Origin of the sequence: Halomicrobium mukohataei DSM 12286 (assembly GCF_000023965.1) — an archaeon.
Taxonomy (GTDB): Archaea; Halobacteriota; Halobacteria; order Halobacteriales; family Haloarculaceae; genus Halomicrobium; species Halomicrobium mukohataei.
Genome location: NC_013202.1, coordinates 1,393,674 through 1,410,165, shown reverse-complemented (window position 1 = coordinate 1,410,165; position 16,492 = coordinate 1,393,674). Strand labels below are relative to the sequence as shown.

Below are 16,492 nucleotides of genomic sequence, written 5' to 3'. Positions count from 1 at the left end.
TTTCGGTCAGTCGGACTCGGTCGAGTCTTCCCACAGGTGGTCGATACGTTCTTCGACCGCGCCAAGCACGATCGAATAGAGATCGAGCGGATGCGTGTCCTCCAGCGAGAGGGTTTCGACGGCGTTCCCGTCTGGAGGTCGATGAAAGTGGAGTCGCGCGTTGTGCTCATTCGGATGGCGATCCCATCGACACTCCCATCGGCCGCTGTCGTGCGTCTCGTTATAGTGAAAGGAAAAATCACCAGACACGAACCAGCGGACATCTAGATGAGTGTCGACCACGGACACAGGGTATCGGTCCGCGTCGAGTTCGGCCCGGAGCGAGCGCAACTCGTGTGTACTCGGTTCGAAGCTCGTCGCCGCGACCAGCGGGTCGTCACGGAGATGCTTCTCGAGGAGTCGCAGTGTCTGTCGATCCGGGGGACCGGTCGTCCCCGACGGGCCTGTGGGCGGCGTCACGCTGGGATGAGGTGGCCGTCGTTCTGGGTGATCTGGCGCGCGAGTTCGTACAGGCGAATCTCACGGACGATCCCTTGCCAGTCGCCGATCGCGGCCATTCGCTCGTGTACTGCGTCGTGGCCGTCGGCGTCGAACGCCGAGACTCCCGACGGATCGGTCGCATCGAACCGTTCTTCGTATGCCGAACGCTTCGTTTCGAGTTCGTGGACGCGTTCGACGATATCGTCGACGCTGTGCTCGCGAGCGATCCGACTGGCCTCTTGCCACTCGAAATACGCGTCGTTGCGCGCGTACCGGGCGGGCTGTCCGTCCGTGTCGGCACGAGCGATGTCCATCTCCGTGAGGCGATCGAGGTGTTTCTTTGCCGCGTTCGGCGAACAGTCGGCCGTCTCCGCGATCTCGGCGTACGGCGTGGGTGCCGTCGTCCCGAGCAACACGTCGTACACCCGCCCGAACGTGTCCGTGCCCGCTTGCCACCGCTGGCGATCGGGCTCAGGAGCAGGGTCGAACTCGTCCATACAAACTGTACGTCGCCTACCGCAATATAATTGTCGGACGCACAATTATTTGAGAATAGAGTGTCAACGAGAGAGTGACCGACAGAAAGAGATCCTGAGAAATAGAGCGTCGCAAAATCGTAGTGTCCCGTTACAGCGAGACGACCGTCGCCCGGATTGTCTGCTCGCCCAGGTCGAATGTGACCGTACGACCACGCTGAACTGTCTCGCACTTGAGCGCCGTCCTCGCTGGGGAGAACAGAGTCACCGACCCCCGGTGGATTCAGTCGTCGTCCGGTGGTTCCGGCGGTTCGAGAAGTGCCCGGGTAAGTCGGCCAACGCGACTCTGGGAGAGTTCCTCGAGCGTCCAGTCGACGCGAAGGCCACCCAGCGCGAGGAGCCACGCGACAGCGTGTATCCCGAGGGTCGTCGTGGGTTCGTTTTGAATAGACGGGAGAAGCTGAATCGTCTGAGCAAGTAACACGGCGATGAAGAGCACGCTCGCGACCTTGATCGGGACATCGCGTACCAGCTCGGCCGTGCGAGCAGTCGTGCGCTTGAGCACTGATCCGTTCCAGGCCCGCTCGACGTATGGGATAAGTCGATCGAGCAATCGGATGAACGGACCGACGGTGTAGGTCTCGGCCAGGTCAATAACCATGACCTCTGGGTCCGGCTCTTTGGTGAGCCAACGGTAGAGGGACGACTCCCGCGTGACATCTGTGATCCACCCGGTGAGTGACTGGCCGATCTGAATGGTGTGTGAACCATCCGGTAGGCGGGCCACTTCTTCAGCCGCAGCCTCGAGATACGCTGTTATCGAGCGTTCCTCAGCGTCCATTCGAAGTGGGTACCAGTTTGACTGGAATGATATCCCGCTTTCGGTGTTCGAACGCGGTCACCCGCCGATACTGGCGACCTCGGTCCGGACGGTGATCGTCCCCAAATCGAGCACGACCGTCGAGTCCTGTCTGATCGTGTCGCCCTTGAACCGGACGCCGCTGGTCGTTTCTCTGACCCGCAGCTCCGTCGTGAGTGTGACATCACGGAGGAACGGGTGATCGACGACGTTCACAGAACCGCTGTCGTCTGTGGCGATGATGACCGCTGGGTCAATGTCGACGCGGGTCACACGGGCGACGGTCGTGCCACCCGAGTGTTCGGTCATGCCCACATCGATCGCGTCCGTCGTATCCTCGCGGATGTCGGTCATCCGGAGCGTGACGGTACGGTTACTGAGCGTACCACGTTCTTCGAGTGCGCCGACGCGACGGATCGGTCCCGACAGTGCGTAGCTCTCGGTCTCGATTTCGACGTTGTTGCCCCGCTGGACGTGCGTGCTTCCGAACTGCTGGTACTGGTCGTCCGATAGCGTCTGAAGCGTGATCCCGACGAACACGTGCGCTTTGTCGGGATTCCCCGTCGCGTACGTCGTGACCCGCTGTACTTCAGCTGTTTCGTGTCCGGCGACCGTCGCGATGTCACCTTCGGCGATTCGGTTTGCCGTTTCGACGTCGACGGTGCTCTCGACGAGCACGTCGACCTCCCCGCGATCGAGACCGCCCCCGACTCGTTCGAGTCGGCCGTCGATCGTGTACTCGCTCGCTGGGAGGGTGACTGTCTGACCGCGACGGAGTTGCGTGTTCCCGAAGCGACGCTCGCCCCGCTGGGCGTACGTCTCGAGTTCGGCTTCGACGTAGACGGTTCGTTGCGCCGATTTATTCGTCGGGTACGCGGCTACGTCCGTTACCGTGGCGATGGTCCGTCCCGCGAGTCGGATCTCATCGCCAGTCGTAATTGCACGAGCATCAGTTGCCGGGACTGTGTCCTGAACGACGACAGTGGTCGTCTCTCGATCAAGAGAGGTTCCGCCGCCGATGGCACGGATCTGGCCGCTAACTTCGTAGCGACTCGTGGCAATATCGAGTGTACGGCCGAGGCGAAGGAGACCGTCAGCGTAGGTGGGACCATCGCTGTTGTCGTCTGGCCGATCCTGGATCTCAGCACGGACGGTGACGTGCGTCTGATCGTCCTGTGGTGAGAGATAGATGTCCGTGATTGTGAGATTGGAATTATCGCCGGGACTGTAGGAGTCGCCTTGGTTCATCTCCGCGACGACGTAATCGGGTTGGGGACCGAGATCGAGCGTGACGTTCGTCGTCGGGAGGTCCGGTTCGGATTGCTCGTTGTTCCCGAAGACGAGCGAGACACCGGCAACCACGACAGCGAGAACCAGGAGGACCACGAGCCCGTCGATGACGTTGACGCGTCCGAAGACGTTCCCTTCGTCGTCGATGAGTTGCATTCGCTTCGGAATGTCGGGCTGTTATAAAAGAGGTTTCGCTACGACGGTTGATATTTTTGCAGCGACCTGACGAGAGGTGACTACGACAACGGATACCTCGAAAGCCCTCGGCAGACTCGCGGTCGCTGCTCGACATCTCCTCGCTCATGACGTTCGATCAAAGAGGGGCTCGCAGGCGACACGGTTCGAATCCGCCGGTCGCTCACCACAAGCCTGCTTCCCCTTTCACTCCGCCAGGGGATGGTTGGTTCCACCTCGGAAATAGGTCGGTTACAGCGTGTCATAGAATGCGTCTCACACCCTCTACACAGTGACTTTGAGCACTTCGCCTCACGCTTGATACAGAGGAACGCTGTATTTTATATTATATTCGCATGATTTCTCGGGAAATGATCTAGCTGAGAACTAGTGTATGACACGCTCCGGTTAGTCAATTCCTCACGAGCGGACGATGGTTGGTCCCTCAGCCTTCGACAGCCGTACCGTTCCGGACAGCGCCGGCCTGGACGGTCGCTTCCCGCGTCTCGTTGGCCGTCTCAATGGTGTACGTGCCGGGGTTGGCAACGCGGACGCTGTAGTGACCGGCCGCGTCGGCCGTCGTCTGTCGTTCGTACGTGAACGACGCACCAGGGATCGTCACGTCCGTCTGGACTGTGACTGTCTCGTTGGGCGCGACCTGCCCCGTCAGGTTCGCACCGGGGACGACCTGGTAGGTGAGTTTCTCGCCGCCTGCCGTGACGTACAGTGGCTGGAAGTGAGCGAGTCCGTCCCGATCTGCGGTTCGACTCCCGTAGTGGTCTGTGAGGTGTGCGTAGGCAGTCCCACCGGTGGTGTTGACGTCCTCGGAGAGGACGACGTAGCCGACGCGGCCGTCGAACCGACTGTACCACTCGTCGGCATTGGGGCTCGCGAGAAACTCGGCGTACGTCTGTCGAGCGTAGCTGTAACTCTCCGATGCACCGTTGACAAAGTAGTTGTACACGCGGTTGCGACCCCACTGGCTCAGGACGTAGTTCTCCGGATAGGATTCGTTGAGCTGGGCCGAGTGGTTCGCGACGTAGGCAGCGCTCTGGTAGGTGCTGTCCTCGACCGTGAGCTGGCCGGTCTTGACCGGCACTTGGACGATTCCGAGGCTGCCGACGAGCAGGAAGATCAGGGTGAGCGTCCCGAGCGTCCGTCGATCCGGCACGGTCAGTCCAGGGAGCGCCGCGCGGGTCGCATCGACCGAGAGCGCCTCGACAGCGTCGATCCAGGCCGCGAGTCGCACGAAACCGATGCCCGCGAACACCGCGAGGACCGGCGCGAGTTCGCCGACGAAACGGACCGACAGCGTCGCGAGTCCGAAGAAGTACCAGACGTACGCGGTCGGCACCGCCCACTTCGGTGCCGTTCGAGCACGTTGGACGCCAGCGACCATCGCCGGGATCGCGATGACGAGCGTAAACCCCAGCAAGAGCAAGACTCCCAGGGAGTCCGGATCGAACAGGCCGACCGTCTCGGCGATGTTGCGCTCGGCCGTGATCCGTCCGGTGCCCCGCAGGAGCGCCTCCCAGTCTTCCGGGCGAGCTTCGCGGAAGGTGAGGATGCCAATCGGAGCGAGAACGGCATCGATGACCAGGAGGTGGCGCGCATCGTCGGTCGTCCGGTGGACGGCTTCGGCGACGAGGAGTGCGAGGGCGACCCCACCGAGGACCAGCGCCGGCGAGAACGCGACGCGTGGCGTGTGCCAGCCGACGAAGATGTGGCCCGCCGCGGCGAGGCCAGCAGCGATCGTGAGGCCGGTGAGGATCGGCGCTCCGGGGACGAGCGGGGACTCACCCTGATCGACCGCTGCCAGGGCGACAGCGGCGACTGCGAGGCCGACCGCCGCGATGAGCAGCGGCGCGGACTCCCAGGCCAGCGTCTGGCCGGCGATCACGATCCCGAGGAGGGCGCTCGCGAGCCACGTTTTCGAGGTCGTGACTGCGTCCCGGTCGACGCTTGCGAGTACCGTCAGCGCGTAGGCCGTCGCCGCCAGCCACGGGTAGTCGAAGGCGTGGTGATCCGCGAAACCCAGGCTGGTCCGCATTGCGTGGCCGGGGATAATCGCGAAGAGGAGGACTGCCGCGAGACCGACGCGTCTGTCGCCGGTAACAGCGACTGCCAGCAGGTAGACGAAAATCGCCGTGACGACTGCCGTGACGACGGGGTACCACGCCATCACGTCGCCGACGACAGCCGCGCCGTCACCGAGGAGTTCCGAGACCCACCACAGCGTCGCGACCAGCAGTGGTTCGCCATTCGTGACACCGCCTGGTAACGCAGCGAGGGTGTCAAGACTGAACACCGACTGGCTCTCCGCGAGGACCCGCTCGACCCAGTACCGGTAGTAGTAGGGATCGTTGCCCGAGAGGACGACGTTACCACCCCGGTAGACGCTTCCGAGAGGGTGGGCGCGAACGAGTGCGACGACGGCGAGCGCGGCGGTGAGTGCAAGGGAGGTTATTCGGTCGAACATTGGCCACTCGAATCCAGAGAGGGGATCGCCGAAATCGAGCGACTCCGCTTGGTCTGTTGGGCCACTTGAGAGCGCCGCTGCCGTGACGTCAGGGTTCGTGAGTCGGTACTCGTTACCGACAGACTCTACGACACCGCTGGAAACGAGTTCACCGAATGGACCGGAAGCGATCGGTACGTCTTCGAACGTCCAAGTGTCATATTGTTCGTCGACATACATAACTGTATCGAGGGCGTCTCGGAGATCCGGACGCTCATCGAGAAGCGCGTTCACGTCGCCCTCATCGCTCATATGCGGTGGTGTTCGGTAGCCAGAATAAAGTCACCGACTCCCAATGGAATTATCGGCCTTTTTTGGAATCTATAGTAGCTCGAAGAATGTCTTCGCAAGTCTGCCGAAGCGATTTTCAGCGAGTTCTGTGAGTATCCAGTCGGCGCGAAATCTGTCTGGTGCGACGATCCAAGCAAAGAGAATTGGTGCTGGGATGGCCGACAGCGTCTTCTGCCGAGTGAGGACGAGGCTGAGCATCTAGATGAACAACAGAGCGAGCATGACTGTGTTTGAGGGTTTGATCGGGAATCAGTGTCTCGTCGATTCTCCCATTCTAATCTTCCCGATATTATAATAAATTATATTTTTATATCGAATTATTCGTCTCGTTGAGGATTGTTCCTAACTGCTAACACGCTCATACTGGTCGCTTGGTTAGCAAGCACTGAACCATCGATTCAGGCGGTTTCAGAGCCCTCAACCGTTCCGCCAGTGCGTTGTCTAAGCCTGAACTACGGCCACCATGACTTGCTCCTCCTCTCCCTGTTAGTGGATCCGGTCGGCACTTCGCTCGAACGTCGGAAATATTAGTTGACGAACTTCGTGATCACATGTCGGAGACGATGGGCGATGACTACGCTTGCAACGCATGCCACCCCTCGATGTACGAAACGGGACCCGAGGCGTTCATGTGGGGGTACCGGGCTTGCCGGTCAGAACGAGGATGAGTAGCCAATTCAGAATCTGGCTCTTCCTCGTCTACTTGAGCGGCTATTCGAGGTAGCCGAGATCCCCGAGTCGCTCTTCCACGAGTTCGTGGTTTATATCCGTGTTGTCTCTGTCGATTGATCCTTCGTAGATATCCTTCCGGTCTCCATTGGAGTGAACGAGCCACGGCACTTTGATTAACGGTTCAATGTGACGATATGGCGGATGCCCGACGACGCCCCACTCGTTGAATGATCCGAACACATTACCGTGGTCGGACGTTACAACGGTCTTCCCAGGAAGTTCGTCAAGGATCTCCTCAATCGCTGGGAGGGTCAGTTCGAGGTTCTCCCGGTAGGCTTGCCTGACTCGGTCCGGCTCAATTTCTCCGTTTCGAATGCTCCCCCACAGGTTCGGTGCTTCCGTGTCCTGAGCGATGACGTCCCCGGAGAATCTAACCTCGTGAGGAATTTCTTGGCCGGTTGGTCCAATAAAAGGCTGGTGTGGAGGGATGTAATGTGCGAGAATCCGCTTACTCGGGTACTCGTCAATCGCTTGGAGGACGTGCTTGTTCATCGTCTCTGCAGTAATCGTCCCAAGTTCTGTATTCCAATCTTCCCTCCAGACATGGATGATGTCGTGAAAACTGTCTTCGACATTCGGCTTGTAGTACTTCGGAGTTGATGTGACGCAGACGATGTCCGGGAATTCATTCCCATTGAACGTCCTCTGGACGTACTCAGTCGTGTTGGACGCAACAGAATAGTAGGAGTTGAGTTCGCCCGGAAGCGAATTGAGTTCTTCGAAGAGATCGTATCGACAGGCATCCAGGAGGAGCAAATTGTCCCAGTCCCGTTCGGGGATCGGAGGATCATTTTGTCCGAGCATCTTTCTTGATACCGTTGATATGCCACGCCAACATATATTGATCATCCCCCTTTTAAACAACGAGGGGCTTTTTACACCCTCTTTTACTTGCTCTATTGAATACATAGTATTTGGAGACGGGATGGTGGGTTGTTAATGTTACTTCAACGCTCGTCCGTTGCCTGCCCAGGCCTATATCGGCTGTGATACCGATTTATGTCATTAAGCTCCGATAGTCGCTGTGAGGAGTTTGTCTACTATTGAATCTGTCTAATAACGGCTTCTCCACGAAGAGCCCGCAGCCATGGATACCAAACTGAGTGCCCTCAAGACATGGTGGTAAATTGAATGAGTGACGTACGTAACATTATACGCATCGAGTGTCCAGGCCCAAATCGGTGAATTCGAGAATTTACAGTCGATATCACGCATTCGATGTTCCACTCCGATAGGCCAGCAACTCTATCTCCTTGTGAGATTCTTATGCATATTGGGGAGGGTTATATTTCGGCATTTTGGGGAGGTTATCGCTTCCACTATTCTCTCTTTTCGGTAGTCAAGGTTGGCCCGTTTCTTGACCCGTGCTGCCCCTCCTCGACAGGAACGTCTTGATCTCTCACCGAAGACGTATTCGCCCAGCAATGCTTAGTTCGATTTGGAGAACGTATCAGACCCTACCGACACTCATTCCCAGACTACGGAAGCACCCCGGTGGACAAAGTTACAGCAGTTTCGAAGGCTTTCGAGAATTTGGTTATGAAATTTTGGGGTTGCTGCGGTCGCAGGACTCCCTGAGGCCGCTAGGAATTGAATGCCGTATTCAAGATCAGCATCTGTAGGGAAAGACATCAAACCGGTGTCGCTCTTGTGAAGCACGTTGTTGATTTTCAGAGTGCGGCGTTGAGAGCATGTTTGAGTGCTTCGTCACCTGGTTTTCTGTAGAGTTCACGGCGGAGTTCGAAGGCTCTGAGATACGGCGTTAGCTTGTCTTTCGAGACGCCTCGATGGGGCGAGAGCCACCGTCGCGTCAGCGACGCGTGGCTCTCGCAGCCGTTGACGTGTACTTCGCCATCAGCGTATTCACCGTCGCTGTGGACGACGTATTTGCGGGTGAATGAGTCGTCGTCTTCTAGTGGGTCGTAGGCCCGAAATCCGTCCGTATAGACGGTCAGTGACTCCTCTTCGTGGTCAGCAAGCAGGAGTCGAACGGTCGATTCGTCAGCGGATTTCGCTGGCACGACGTACCGCTCGTCCGAACCACGATCGACGAGCGTGAACACCGGCGGTTTGTCGCCGTCGTACGATCCCCGTCCACGCGTGGACAGGCCACGCGAGCGCGACTCCTGGTCACGCTCGCGGCCTTTGAGACCAGCAGAGACGTACACTTCGTCGATTTCGACCGGTCCAGACAGCGTAATCGAAGGCGCGTCGAGAGTTCTGGCGAACTGCTCGACGTGCCGTCTCACCGTCCGGTAGGAACAATCAAGCTCTGCCTCGATTTGCCGAATACTCGTGTTGAACCGTAAGAACACGTAGATCGTGAAGTACCATTCTTTGAGCTTCAGCTTCGAGTGAGCGAAGATCGTGTCGGTCTTGTCGTTGAACGTGCGACCGCAATTCTTACACAGATACCGTTGATACACCCGGTAGCTGCCGTTTCTGACCGTCAGGTCAGAACGGCAGCGGGGGCACTCGACGCCATCACGCCAGCGAACCTGTTCCAGCAGGTCCGCTGCAGCCGATTCCGACACGAACCGGCTTATTGGGAACATATCGGGCACCGCTAGCGCGGTGCCCTTGCCCTCTTCGACTTTCAGCTCCAGCCATCGCTATCAACAATCTCCTTCGCAAGAGCGAACCGGTGTTAACGGCGTCAGACAATATAGCCGGTCAACAACAGGACGGAAAGCCATAAACTCAAGCGTTATCCCAGCTAAGGGAGTTCTCCAATTTAAGATTCGCGCCTGGAACCGACTCTTCTGACTCGTTGGGCTACTGGACTTCGAAGTGGGGTACCTTTGGATGAAGTGCAGAGCGTTTCGTTTCGGTATACAATTCGATCCCGTTCGGACGTAATAGTTCTTCGTCGATATCGTAGATGATCTGTTCGAGGGGGATTCCTTGTCTTGAAGCGTCGTTCGTCTTGTGAACTTCCTCGGGGTTCCGTTCCATGTTCGGCTCCGGGATAGGAATATCTTCTTCGTTCAGTTGACCTCTCCGCTCGTCCCAAAAATACTTCGAGTCCACCATGTCGACACCACATAGAACGATTCGGTCGTATCCTAGAACCGTGGCGAGAAAGAGTGTGTAGCTGACCGAACCCCGTTTCTTGAATAATTGATTAATTCGGCCATCTTGGGTGAGGTAATTCTGGTTGTCCAGGTACCGCAATACGGTTCGAAATCGCTCTCTGGAATCTCCAAACAAGGGAGGAAGTTCGATGTCAGGAGACAACATAATCCCCGTAGTGAACCAATCCGGAACTGCATCTACAGAAGATGTATGAAAGAACCGGTCCACATCTTTAAGAATCAGCTGTGTCTCCTCGTAGTCTCTTTTTTTCATATCTAATAACTCCCAATACTGTTTTCTTATCTCTTGACCTGCATTCAATGAAGGTATCTCAAAAACCAGATAGGTAGGTGAGAAATCGTGGATAGGCCAACGATTCAGCCCCATCGAATCGTGATTGTCGATTACATCCCATTCTTCTTCGGATATCCTATTTATTGAGCTTCCAGAACCGAGGATAAAAACCGTGTTGCTGGACTTCTTCCGGGTCAAGATGGAACGATTGAGTGGGGTCCCGAGACCTTTTTCATTCAATCTTTTTATATACCAGTTCTGCTCGATAGATTTCTTCTTGCAATACGCGGATGTCGACGTGCTTAGAAGTAAATCTAAGCCTCCGTTGACAATTCCTGTAGGACCTTCGCGGTGATACGCATTTTTCGCTTTTTTCAGCAGTTCTGTCACTTCGCAGGAGTTTTCGAGGGGTGAATAAGTATCTATCGGTTCTAGTGAAGTTGTCTTGAAAAATCGGCTAAAAGCTTGACGAGTCCAGAATAGATCGAACGTCCGAATCCAATACGAGCGTTCATATTGTTGCTCTCAGCCCTCGGAGAAGTCGTATCGACCGTTTATGAGGTACCCAAAGGTTAGTCCGATACTGACAGATTTGAAATTTGCTCCAAAGAGCGGTGCTCCCCCTTGAAAGTGATGAACCGCAAATGCTACAGCGAGGGCGAAAATAAAGATATTGATTCTATCGTCAAAAACAGTATCTATGAGGCTGTAGAAAATAAAGGCCATATATGTTATACCCCCAATAAATCCAGTATATAAAAATATTCGAAAATAGGCATTGTGAATGGAGTGCCCTCGCTTGTTTTCAGGAAGATACAGTTCTATAATATCAGCCGTCTCTTTCACCCCGTATCCTAGAGCAGGCTTTTGCTTGAAGGCTTTGTATCCCGCACGCCAGATCTCCTGTCGGTCATTCAAATTCACGACGTCGAACCAGCTCGGCCCGGGGAAGATACTGGAATACGTCAATATACCTGCCAAGAATAGCACTCCCCCCGATATGGTGACTACCCCTACGGCCTCGTACCTATACACTAAATACAGAAAAATGAGGGAAAAACCGATCAGGGCTACGCCGATTCCGCCACGACTGTGGGTTAGATACAACCCGACGCCGTTTATCACCGATAACGCGATGTACACAGAGGTTTTCTCTTGGACAAGTTGATAGATTGACGCCAGGAACCCCACGAATAACAGGACAGCTGTGTTGTTCTGGCTTCCACGATAGATCGACCGCAATGGGTGAAGCTCCCCGAAATAATACACTTGGTCAGTGCCCGGCCAGTTTTGAAGTTCAAACCAGAGTAAACTGATGTCACCAAAAACAAGCATCAGTAAACCAACGATAACGACGACAGCAGAGACGCGGCTGGTGATGAAAGCAAAGTACTCGCTATTGATCACGTGAGGGATGACGAATAGATTCGCAACCAATAGAAAGACCGTGACTGCCGGGAAAAGAACGTGAGTGATATCTCCGACCTTTCCCATCACGTGGTTCAAGACCATTAAAGACGATAGCAAAGCTAGTGCAAAAAAGGCGTAGTGAGGACCTATCAGGAAGTATCCCCGTCGAGAGAAGGTTATCAGGATAAACACGGCATACGTGCCAACGAGAAGCACGATACCGGCCAGCCTTGGGAGAATCACCGAGGACGAGAGGACGCTAATCACAATAATTGAATAGAATATCCACCGCTCCTGACGGGTGCTTTTTCGATTAACCGCGCTTTCAAGTGTTTCGATCATACAACCGGAACGAGTCCTCCTCAAATCTTGTATCCCAGTTTCTTCAGTCGTTCATTGACCTCGTCAATGGAGAGATCGTTTTTCCTATTATCCGATGGTGACTCCGCTATAATCTCTTTTCGCTCATCGAATGGTAAGTTGAACCAGGGGACTCGGACGAGTTCCTCACGATACGCCTGGGAGGGGTGCCCGTATTCCCGGACAGGAATCGGAAACCCACGTTCCCCAAGTAGATCGCCGTGATCTGCGGAGATGACCGTTTTCCCGGTCAGTTCTGGATAGAGACCTCCGACTTCCTCCAGAACAATCTCTAAGTTTTCTCGATACGCTCTGCGGAGAATCTCATGGGATGTCCGTAACTCCTCTTTGCCGTCAAACTTCTGCGGTAGCTCCCCTGCGTACTCCTTGCCTGTCGGTCCGATGTACGGCGTATGGGGCTGGTGATAGTGGACTATAATACGTTTGTTCGGATATCGTTCGATGGCATCGCAGGCTTCATTTGTAACTGCTTCGGGGAGAATCCATTCACGATCCGGTCGCACCGTGTCAATATCAGACTTGTGGGACTCTACGCTTTTGTTATCTACGACAATCAGATCGTGAACATCAACATTTATTTTTCCAGAGGTGTCGGATATTTTTTTATACCATCCATTGGCTGATACGACAACAACGTCATGGAGTGTCCGGTCAGCGAAGTTCGCCCTGACGAACTCACGACTCGATGATCCGAGTGAGCAATGTGTCTCGAGGTCACCGCGGAAAGAGTTCACTTCTTCGAAGATGTCGTACCGACAAGCATCTAGGATTAGGAGATTGTCCCAGTCCCGTTCGAACACGCTTGTTCCCGAAGAATTGAAATGACCGGTAGTGAAGTTCCGATAAAACTGCCTATTGAGTTTCGAACACGACTTCCGGAAGAGTGCTCTCGGACCGCCTTCACGGAGGATTTCAAGTGGGCGGTGGATTATTCTATGCATATCTGAGATATACGATATTTTTTAAAAAGGCTTTCTATCGATCGTTTCGAGAAACGACTGACTTCAGAATTCCAGTATGCTACTCTGTTGAATCCGATGACTGCGAGCGGATAGCGTTGCTGTGAAGGTGGAAGCGAAGCGGAGAGAGTGAATGTACCAATGCCACTCTTCCGCTTCGTTACACAAGCCGCATCACTGGCTCAAAAACGCTGTGCCGCCAGCCCCACGGCGGTGGTGAGTGACCCGGCTGGCAACGGATTTGCGGATTGGAAGCATCTGACGCTGCATTTCTTGCGGAACCACATGGACGCGAGCTACCGCGAGATCGTCGATTGGGCGAGTGAGATGGATCGCGTTCGTGGCCTGTTACAGTTGGCTCGGACCGACTTCCCGGCCCCCTCGACGCTGTGGCGGTCCTTCGAACGGGTGCCGACCCGTATCTGGCGGCAACTGCTCCGTCGGTCGGCGACCCGCTGCGATCCCGGCAATCATGGGGCGCTGGATGCCACATTTTTCGACCGTGAAGCGGCATCCAGCCACTACGTCGACCGGTCGGATCGCCACATACGCACGCTGAAAACGACGGCCCTCGTAGACACGGCGTCGTGTGCCGTCCTCGACCTCCACTGTTCGGCACACTGGCCCCACGATACACAGGTCGGCCGTCGGGTGGCACTGCGCAATACCGCTGAAATCGAGATCTCGCCGGTGACAAAGGCTACGACGATCAGTCACTGCGGGACGCACTCCGTTCCGAAGGCGTCCGGCCGGTCATCAGACACCGGCTGTTTGCGCACTACGATCACGCCCACAACGCACGGTTGGACAGCGATCTCTACGGGCAGCGATGGATGGCCGAGACCGCATTCTCGGCCATCAACCGCCTATTCGGCTCCGCTGTCGGGCCGAGCGCGTGGTACCGCGAATTCAGAGAACTGGTGCTGACCGTGGCCGTCTACAACCTCGAACAAGCCATCAAGGAGTGATCACTACGCCATCCCTGGATTCAACAAGGCACTTTGTTCGAAACGGAGGTGTAGAATCTGTACGACCAATCACTGGATATTCGCCAGAGATTGTGGAGTGTCGTCTCTAGCGCAATCTTATTTCTCCAGTGAGATCTATGATCACAACAGTTGTTTCGAAACAGTCGCGAAACCACCAGTTTACGCTAACTTTCCCTTTCTCGACGGGACGACTATCTCAAGATTTCCCCACTACTTGTCAGTTACACCAACTACCGATCACGGAGCGGTGTCTGAGCCCAAACTAGCAAATACAACAGTTGGGGCCCCGGATGTTCGTTCCAAGTAACTAAACACGATACTGCCAGAGCAACGAAAACGCTTAATCCAGTAGCTCGGGTACGAACGTACAACACATATGTCCTCACTTGAGGGGAAGAAAATTCTCGTTACTGGCGGCTGTGGCTCGATCGGCTCCGGGATCGTGAAACAGTGTCTTGAGCGGGATCCCGCGGCCGTTCGCGTCTTCGACAACGACGAGGAGGGGCTCTTTCATCTCGAACGGAAACATGAAGAACACAGTGATACACTCCGGATGCTATTGGGTGATATCCGCGATGAATCGCGATTGGAAATGGCAGTCGAAGATGTAGACGTCGTCTTTCACGCCGCAGCGCTGAAACACGTCGAAATTAGCGAGTACAATCCGTTCGAAGCGGTCCAGACCAACATCCAGGGGACACAGAACCTCATCAACGCAGCGCGAGAAGAGAACGTCGAATCGCTGCTGGCAATCAGTACGGACAAGGCATCGAACCCAACGTCGGTGATGGGAGCGACAAAACTGCTCTCCGAACGGCTGGTCATCGCAGCCAACACGTACAAGGGGAACCGACAGACGAAGTTCGGATGCGTCCGGTTTGGCAACGTCCTCGGGTCGAGCGGTTCGGTCGTTCCCCTCTTCATCGATCAAGTCAGGGACGGTGGGCCGCTGACCGTCACCGATCCCGATATGACCCGGTTCCTCATGTCGATTGAGCGTGCCGTTGAGTTCGTCCTCAAGTCGCATGCACGGCTGGAGGGCGGCGAGGTGTTCATCCTGAAGATGCCGGCGTTCAAACTTGAGGATCTTGCGGTCGTCATCCGGGACACCTACGCACCGCGAGCGGGCTACGATCCCGAGGACATCGAGATCGAGATCATCGGTCCGCGGCCGGCCGAGCGGACCCACGAGAAACTGATATCAGCGGACGAACGTCGACAGACGAAAGAGGAAGACAAGATGTTCGTCCTGTATCCCGAGATCGACCTCAGTAGCTACACGACGACGTCGAACATCTCCAACTCGCTCACCAGAGAGTACACGTCCGAAGAGGCCGACCTGCTCTCTTCGGACGAACTCTCGGCCCTCATCGAATCGCAAGCGCCGAATGGAGGCTGGTGACGATGGCCGACGCAATTCCACTCTTCGAGATCACATGGGATCGTGACGACGTCAAGAACGTCCTTGACTCGGTCACTCGAGGGTCATACTGGGCCAACGGTCCCTACATCGACGACTTCGAGACGGCTCTTGAGGAGTATCACGATGTCGACCACGCCGTCGTATTCAACTCGGGGACGACGGCGCTGGTCAGCGCTCTCCGGGCGTTGAACGTCGGCCCGGGCGACGAGGTCATCGTCCCGTCGTTCACGTTCATCTCGACGGCCAACGTCATAGAGATGGTCGACGCGAAACCGGTCTTCGCAGACATCGAACCGGAGTCGTTCGGTCTCGATCCCGACGACGTTCGTGACAGGATTACGGACGACACCGCTGCAATTCTCCCGATTCACTACGCAGGCAAACCCTGCAAGATCAGGGAGCTGCGCGAGATCGCAACCGACCACGATCTTCGACTCGTCGAAGACGCAGCGGAGGCGCTCGGTGCGGAATCACGGGGACAGAAGGTCGGGACATTCGGCGACGCTGGGATGCTGAGCTTCTGTCAGAACAAAGTGGTTGCGACGGGCGAAGGAGGGGCTGTCCTGACGGGAGACGACGACGTGGCACGCAAGGCTCGGCTCCTTCGGTCGCACGGACGAGCTTCGCGGGACTACTTCGACTCGGCCAGTGGCGGCGACTACGTCGCGCTCGGGAACAACTTTCGGATGCCCGACGTGGTCGCCAGCATCGGTGTCGCACAGATGCAAAAAGTCGAAGACACGCTCATCGCCGGCCGCCAACGCGTGGCGGCACGCTATCGGGAACAACTGGAGAAAATCGCCGGAGTCACGCCGCCTCGCGCTCCGGCAGACGGACGCCACGTCTACCAGCTGTTCACGGTCCGGTTTGACGACGATGTCGATCGCGACGCTGTCGTTCAGTCACTCGAAGACGAGAACATCGCATCGAAAGTCTACTTCGATCCTGTCCACCGGTCAGAATACTACACCGAGCGATACGGAGATGGTGCCTGGTCTCTTCCGACGACCGACGCCGTCTCCGAGAGCGTCCTCTCACTGCCGATGTTTTCGCACATGGCCGAGGAGGACATCGACCGCGTGGTCGACTGTGTGGCAGCAGCACTCGACTGACCACGTGCGAACGGACTGTCCGCGGTTCG

12 protein-coding genes and 1 pseudogene are annotated in these 16,492 nt (G+C 56.2%); 3 read left to right on the top strand and 10 right to left on the bottom strand.

The window, feature by feature from the left end:
- Positions 1-6: 6 nt before the first annotated feature.
- The 10 genes from HMUK_RS18140 to HMUK_RS17130 form a co-directional block, all read right to left on the bottom strand.
- Positions 7-459, bottom strand: coding sequence for a hypothetical protein (locus tag HMUK_RS18140; protein ID WP_015762443.1), 453 nt, complete (start codon positions 457-459; stop codon positions 7-9).
- Entirely contained in the window at positions 456-977 is a 522-nt protein-coding gene (locus HMUK_RS07065) for a DUF7342 family protein (RefSeq protein WP_015762442.1), read from the bottom strand. Before HMUK_RS07065 ends, HMUK_RS18140 begins: the two co-directional genes overlap by 4 nt.
- Positions 978-1,239: 262 nt before the next feature.
- Positions 1,240-1,797 carry a hypothetical protein gene (locus HMUK_RS07060; RefSeq protein ID WP_015762441.1) on the bottom strand — a complete coding sequence of 186 codons (558 nt, stop codon included), beginning with the start codon at positions 1,795-1,797 and terminating at the stop codon, positions 1,240-1,242.
- A 57-nt stretch (positions 1,798-1,854) separates the two neighbouring features.
- Positions 1,855-3,261, bottom strand: coding sequence for a DUF4330 family protein (locus HMUK_RS07055; protein WP_015762440.1), 1,407 nt, complete (start codon positions 3,259-3,261; stop codon positions 1,855-1,857).
- Positions 3,262-3,724: 463 nt separating this feature from the next.
- Positions 3,725-5,758: an STT3 domain-containing protein gene (locus HMUK_RS07050; RefSeq protein WP_049940771.1), complete on the bottom strand. Its 2,034-nt coding sequence runs from the start codon at positions 5,756-5,758 to the stop codon at positions 3,725-3,727.
- A 1,041-nt stretch (positions 5,759-6,799) separates the two neighbouring features.
- Positions 6,800-7,729: a hypothetical protein gene (locus HMUK_RS07045; protein WP_126967186.1), complete on the bottom strand. Its 930-nt coding sequence runs from the start codon at positions 7,727-7,729 to the stop codon at positions 6,800-6,802.
- 761 nt (positions 7,730-8,490) lie between these two features.
- A complete protein-coding gene (locus tag HMUK_RS07040) occupies positions 8,491-9,375 on the bottom strand; it encodes an IS1595 family transposase (RefSeq protein ID WP_012807489.1) in 885 nt (294 codons plus the stop codon).
- A 220-nt stretch (positions 9,376-9,595) separates the two neighbouring features.
- On the bottom strand, positions 9,596-10,579 hold the full coding sequence (locus HMUK_RS17135; RefSeq protein WP_126967207.1) for a hypothetical protein: 984 nt from the start codon (positions 10,577-10,579) through the stop codon (positions 9,596-9,598).
- A gap of 135 nt (positions 10,580-10,714) precedes the next feature.
- Complete coding sequence (locus HMUK_RS07030; RefSeq protein WP_015762435.1) at positions 10,715-11,941, bottom strand: O-antigen ligase family protein; 1,227 nt, start codon at positions 11,939-11,941, stop codon at positions 10,715-10,717.
- A 20-nt stretch (positions 11,942-11,961) separates the two neighbouring features.
- Positions 11,962-12,921, bottom strand: coding sequence for an alkaline phosphatase family protein (locus tag HMUK_RS17130; protein WP_015762434.1), 960 nt, complete (start codon positions 12,919-12,921; stop codon positions 11,962-11,964).
- 159 nt (positions 12,922-13,080) lie between these two features.
- On the opposite strand from HMUK_RS17130, the pseudogene HMUK_RS16705 reads away from it, so the two are divergent.
- The 3 genes and pseudogenes from HMUK_RS16705 (at position 13,081) to HMUK_RS07010 (ending at position 16,463) form a co-directional block, all read left to right on the top strand.
- Positions 13,081-13,907: pseudogene (locus HMUK_RS16705) on the top strand (IS5 family transposase).
- Positions 13,908-14,304: 397 nt separating this feature from the next.
- Complete coding sequence (locus HMUK_RS07015) at positions 14,305-15,330, top strand: SDR family NAD(P)-dependent oxidoreductase (protein ID WP_015762433.1); 1,026 nt, start codon at positions 14,305-14,307, stop codon at positions 15,328-15,330.
- 2 nt (positions 15,331-15,332) lie between these two features.
- Positions 15,333-16,463 carry a DegT/DnrJ/EryC1/StrS family aminotransferase gene (locus HMUK_RS07010; RefSeq protein WP_015762432.1) on the top strand — a complete coding sequence of 377 codons (1,131 nt, stop codon included), beginning with the start codon at positions 15,333-15,335 and terminating at the stop codon, positions 16,461-16,463.
- Positions 16,464-16,492: the final 29 nt, after the last annotated feature.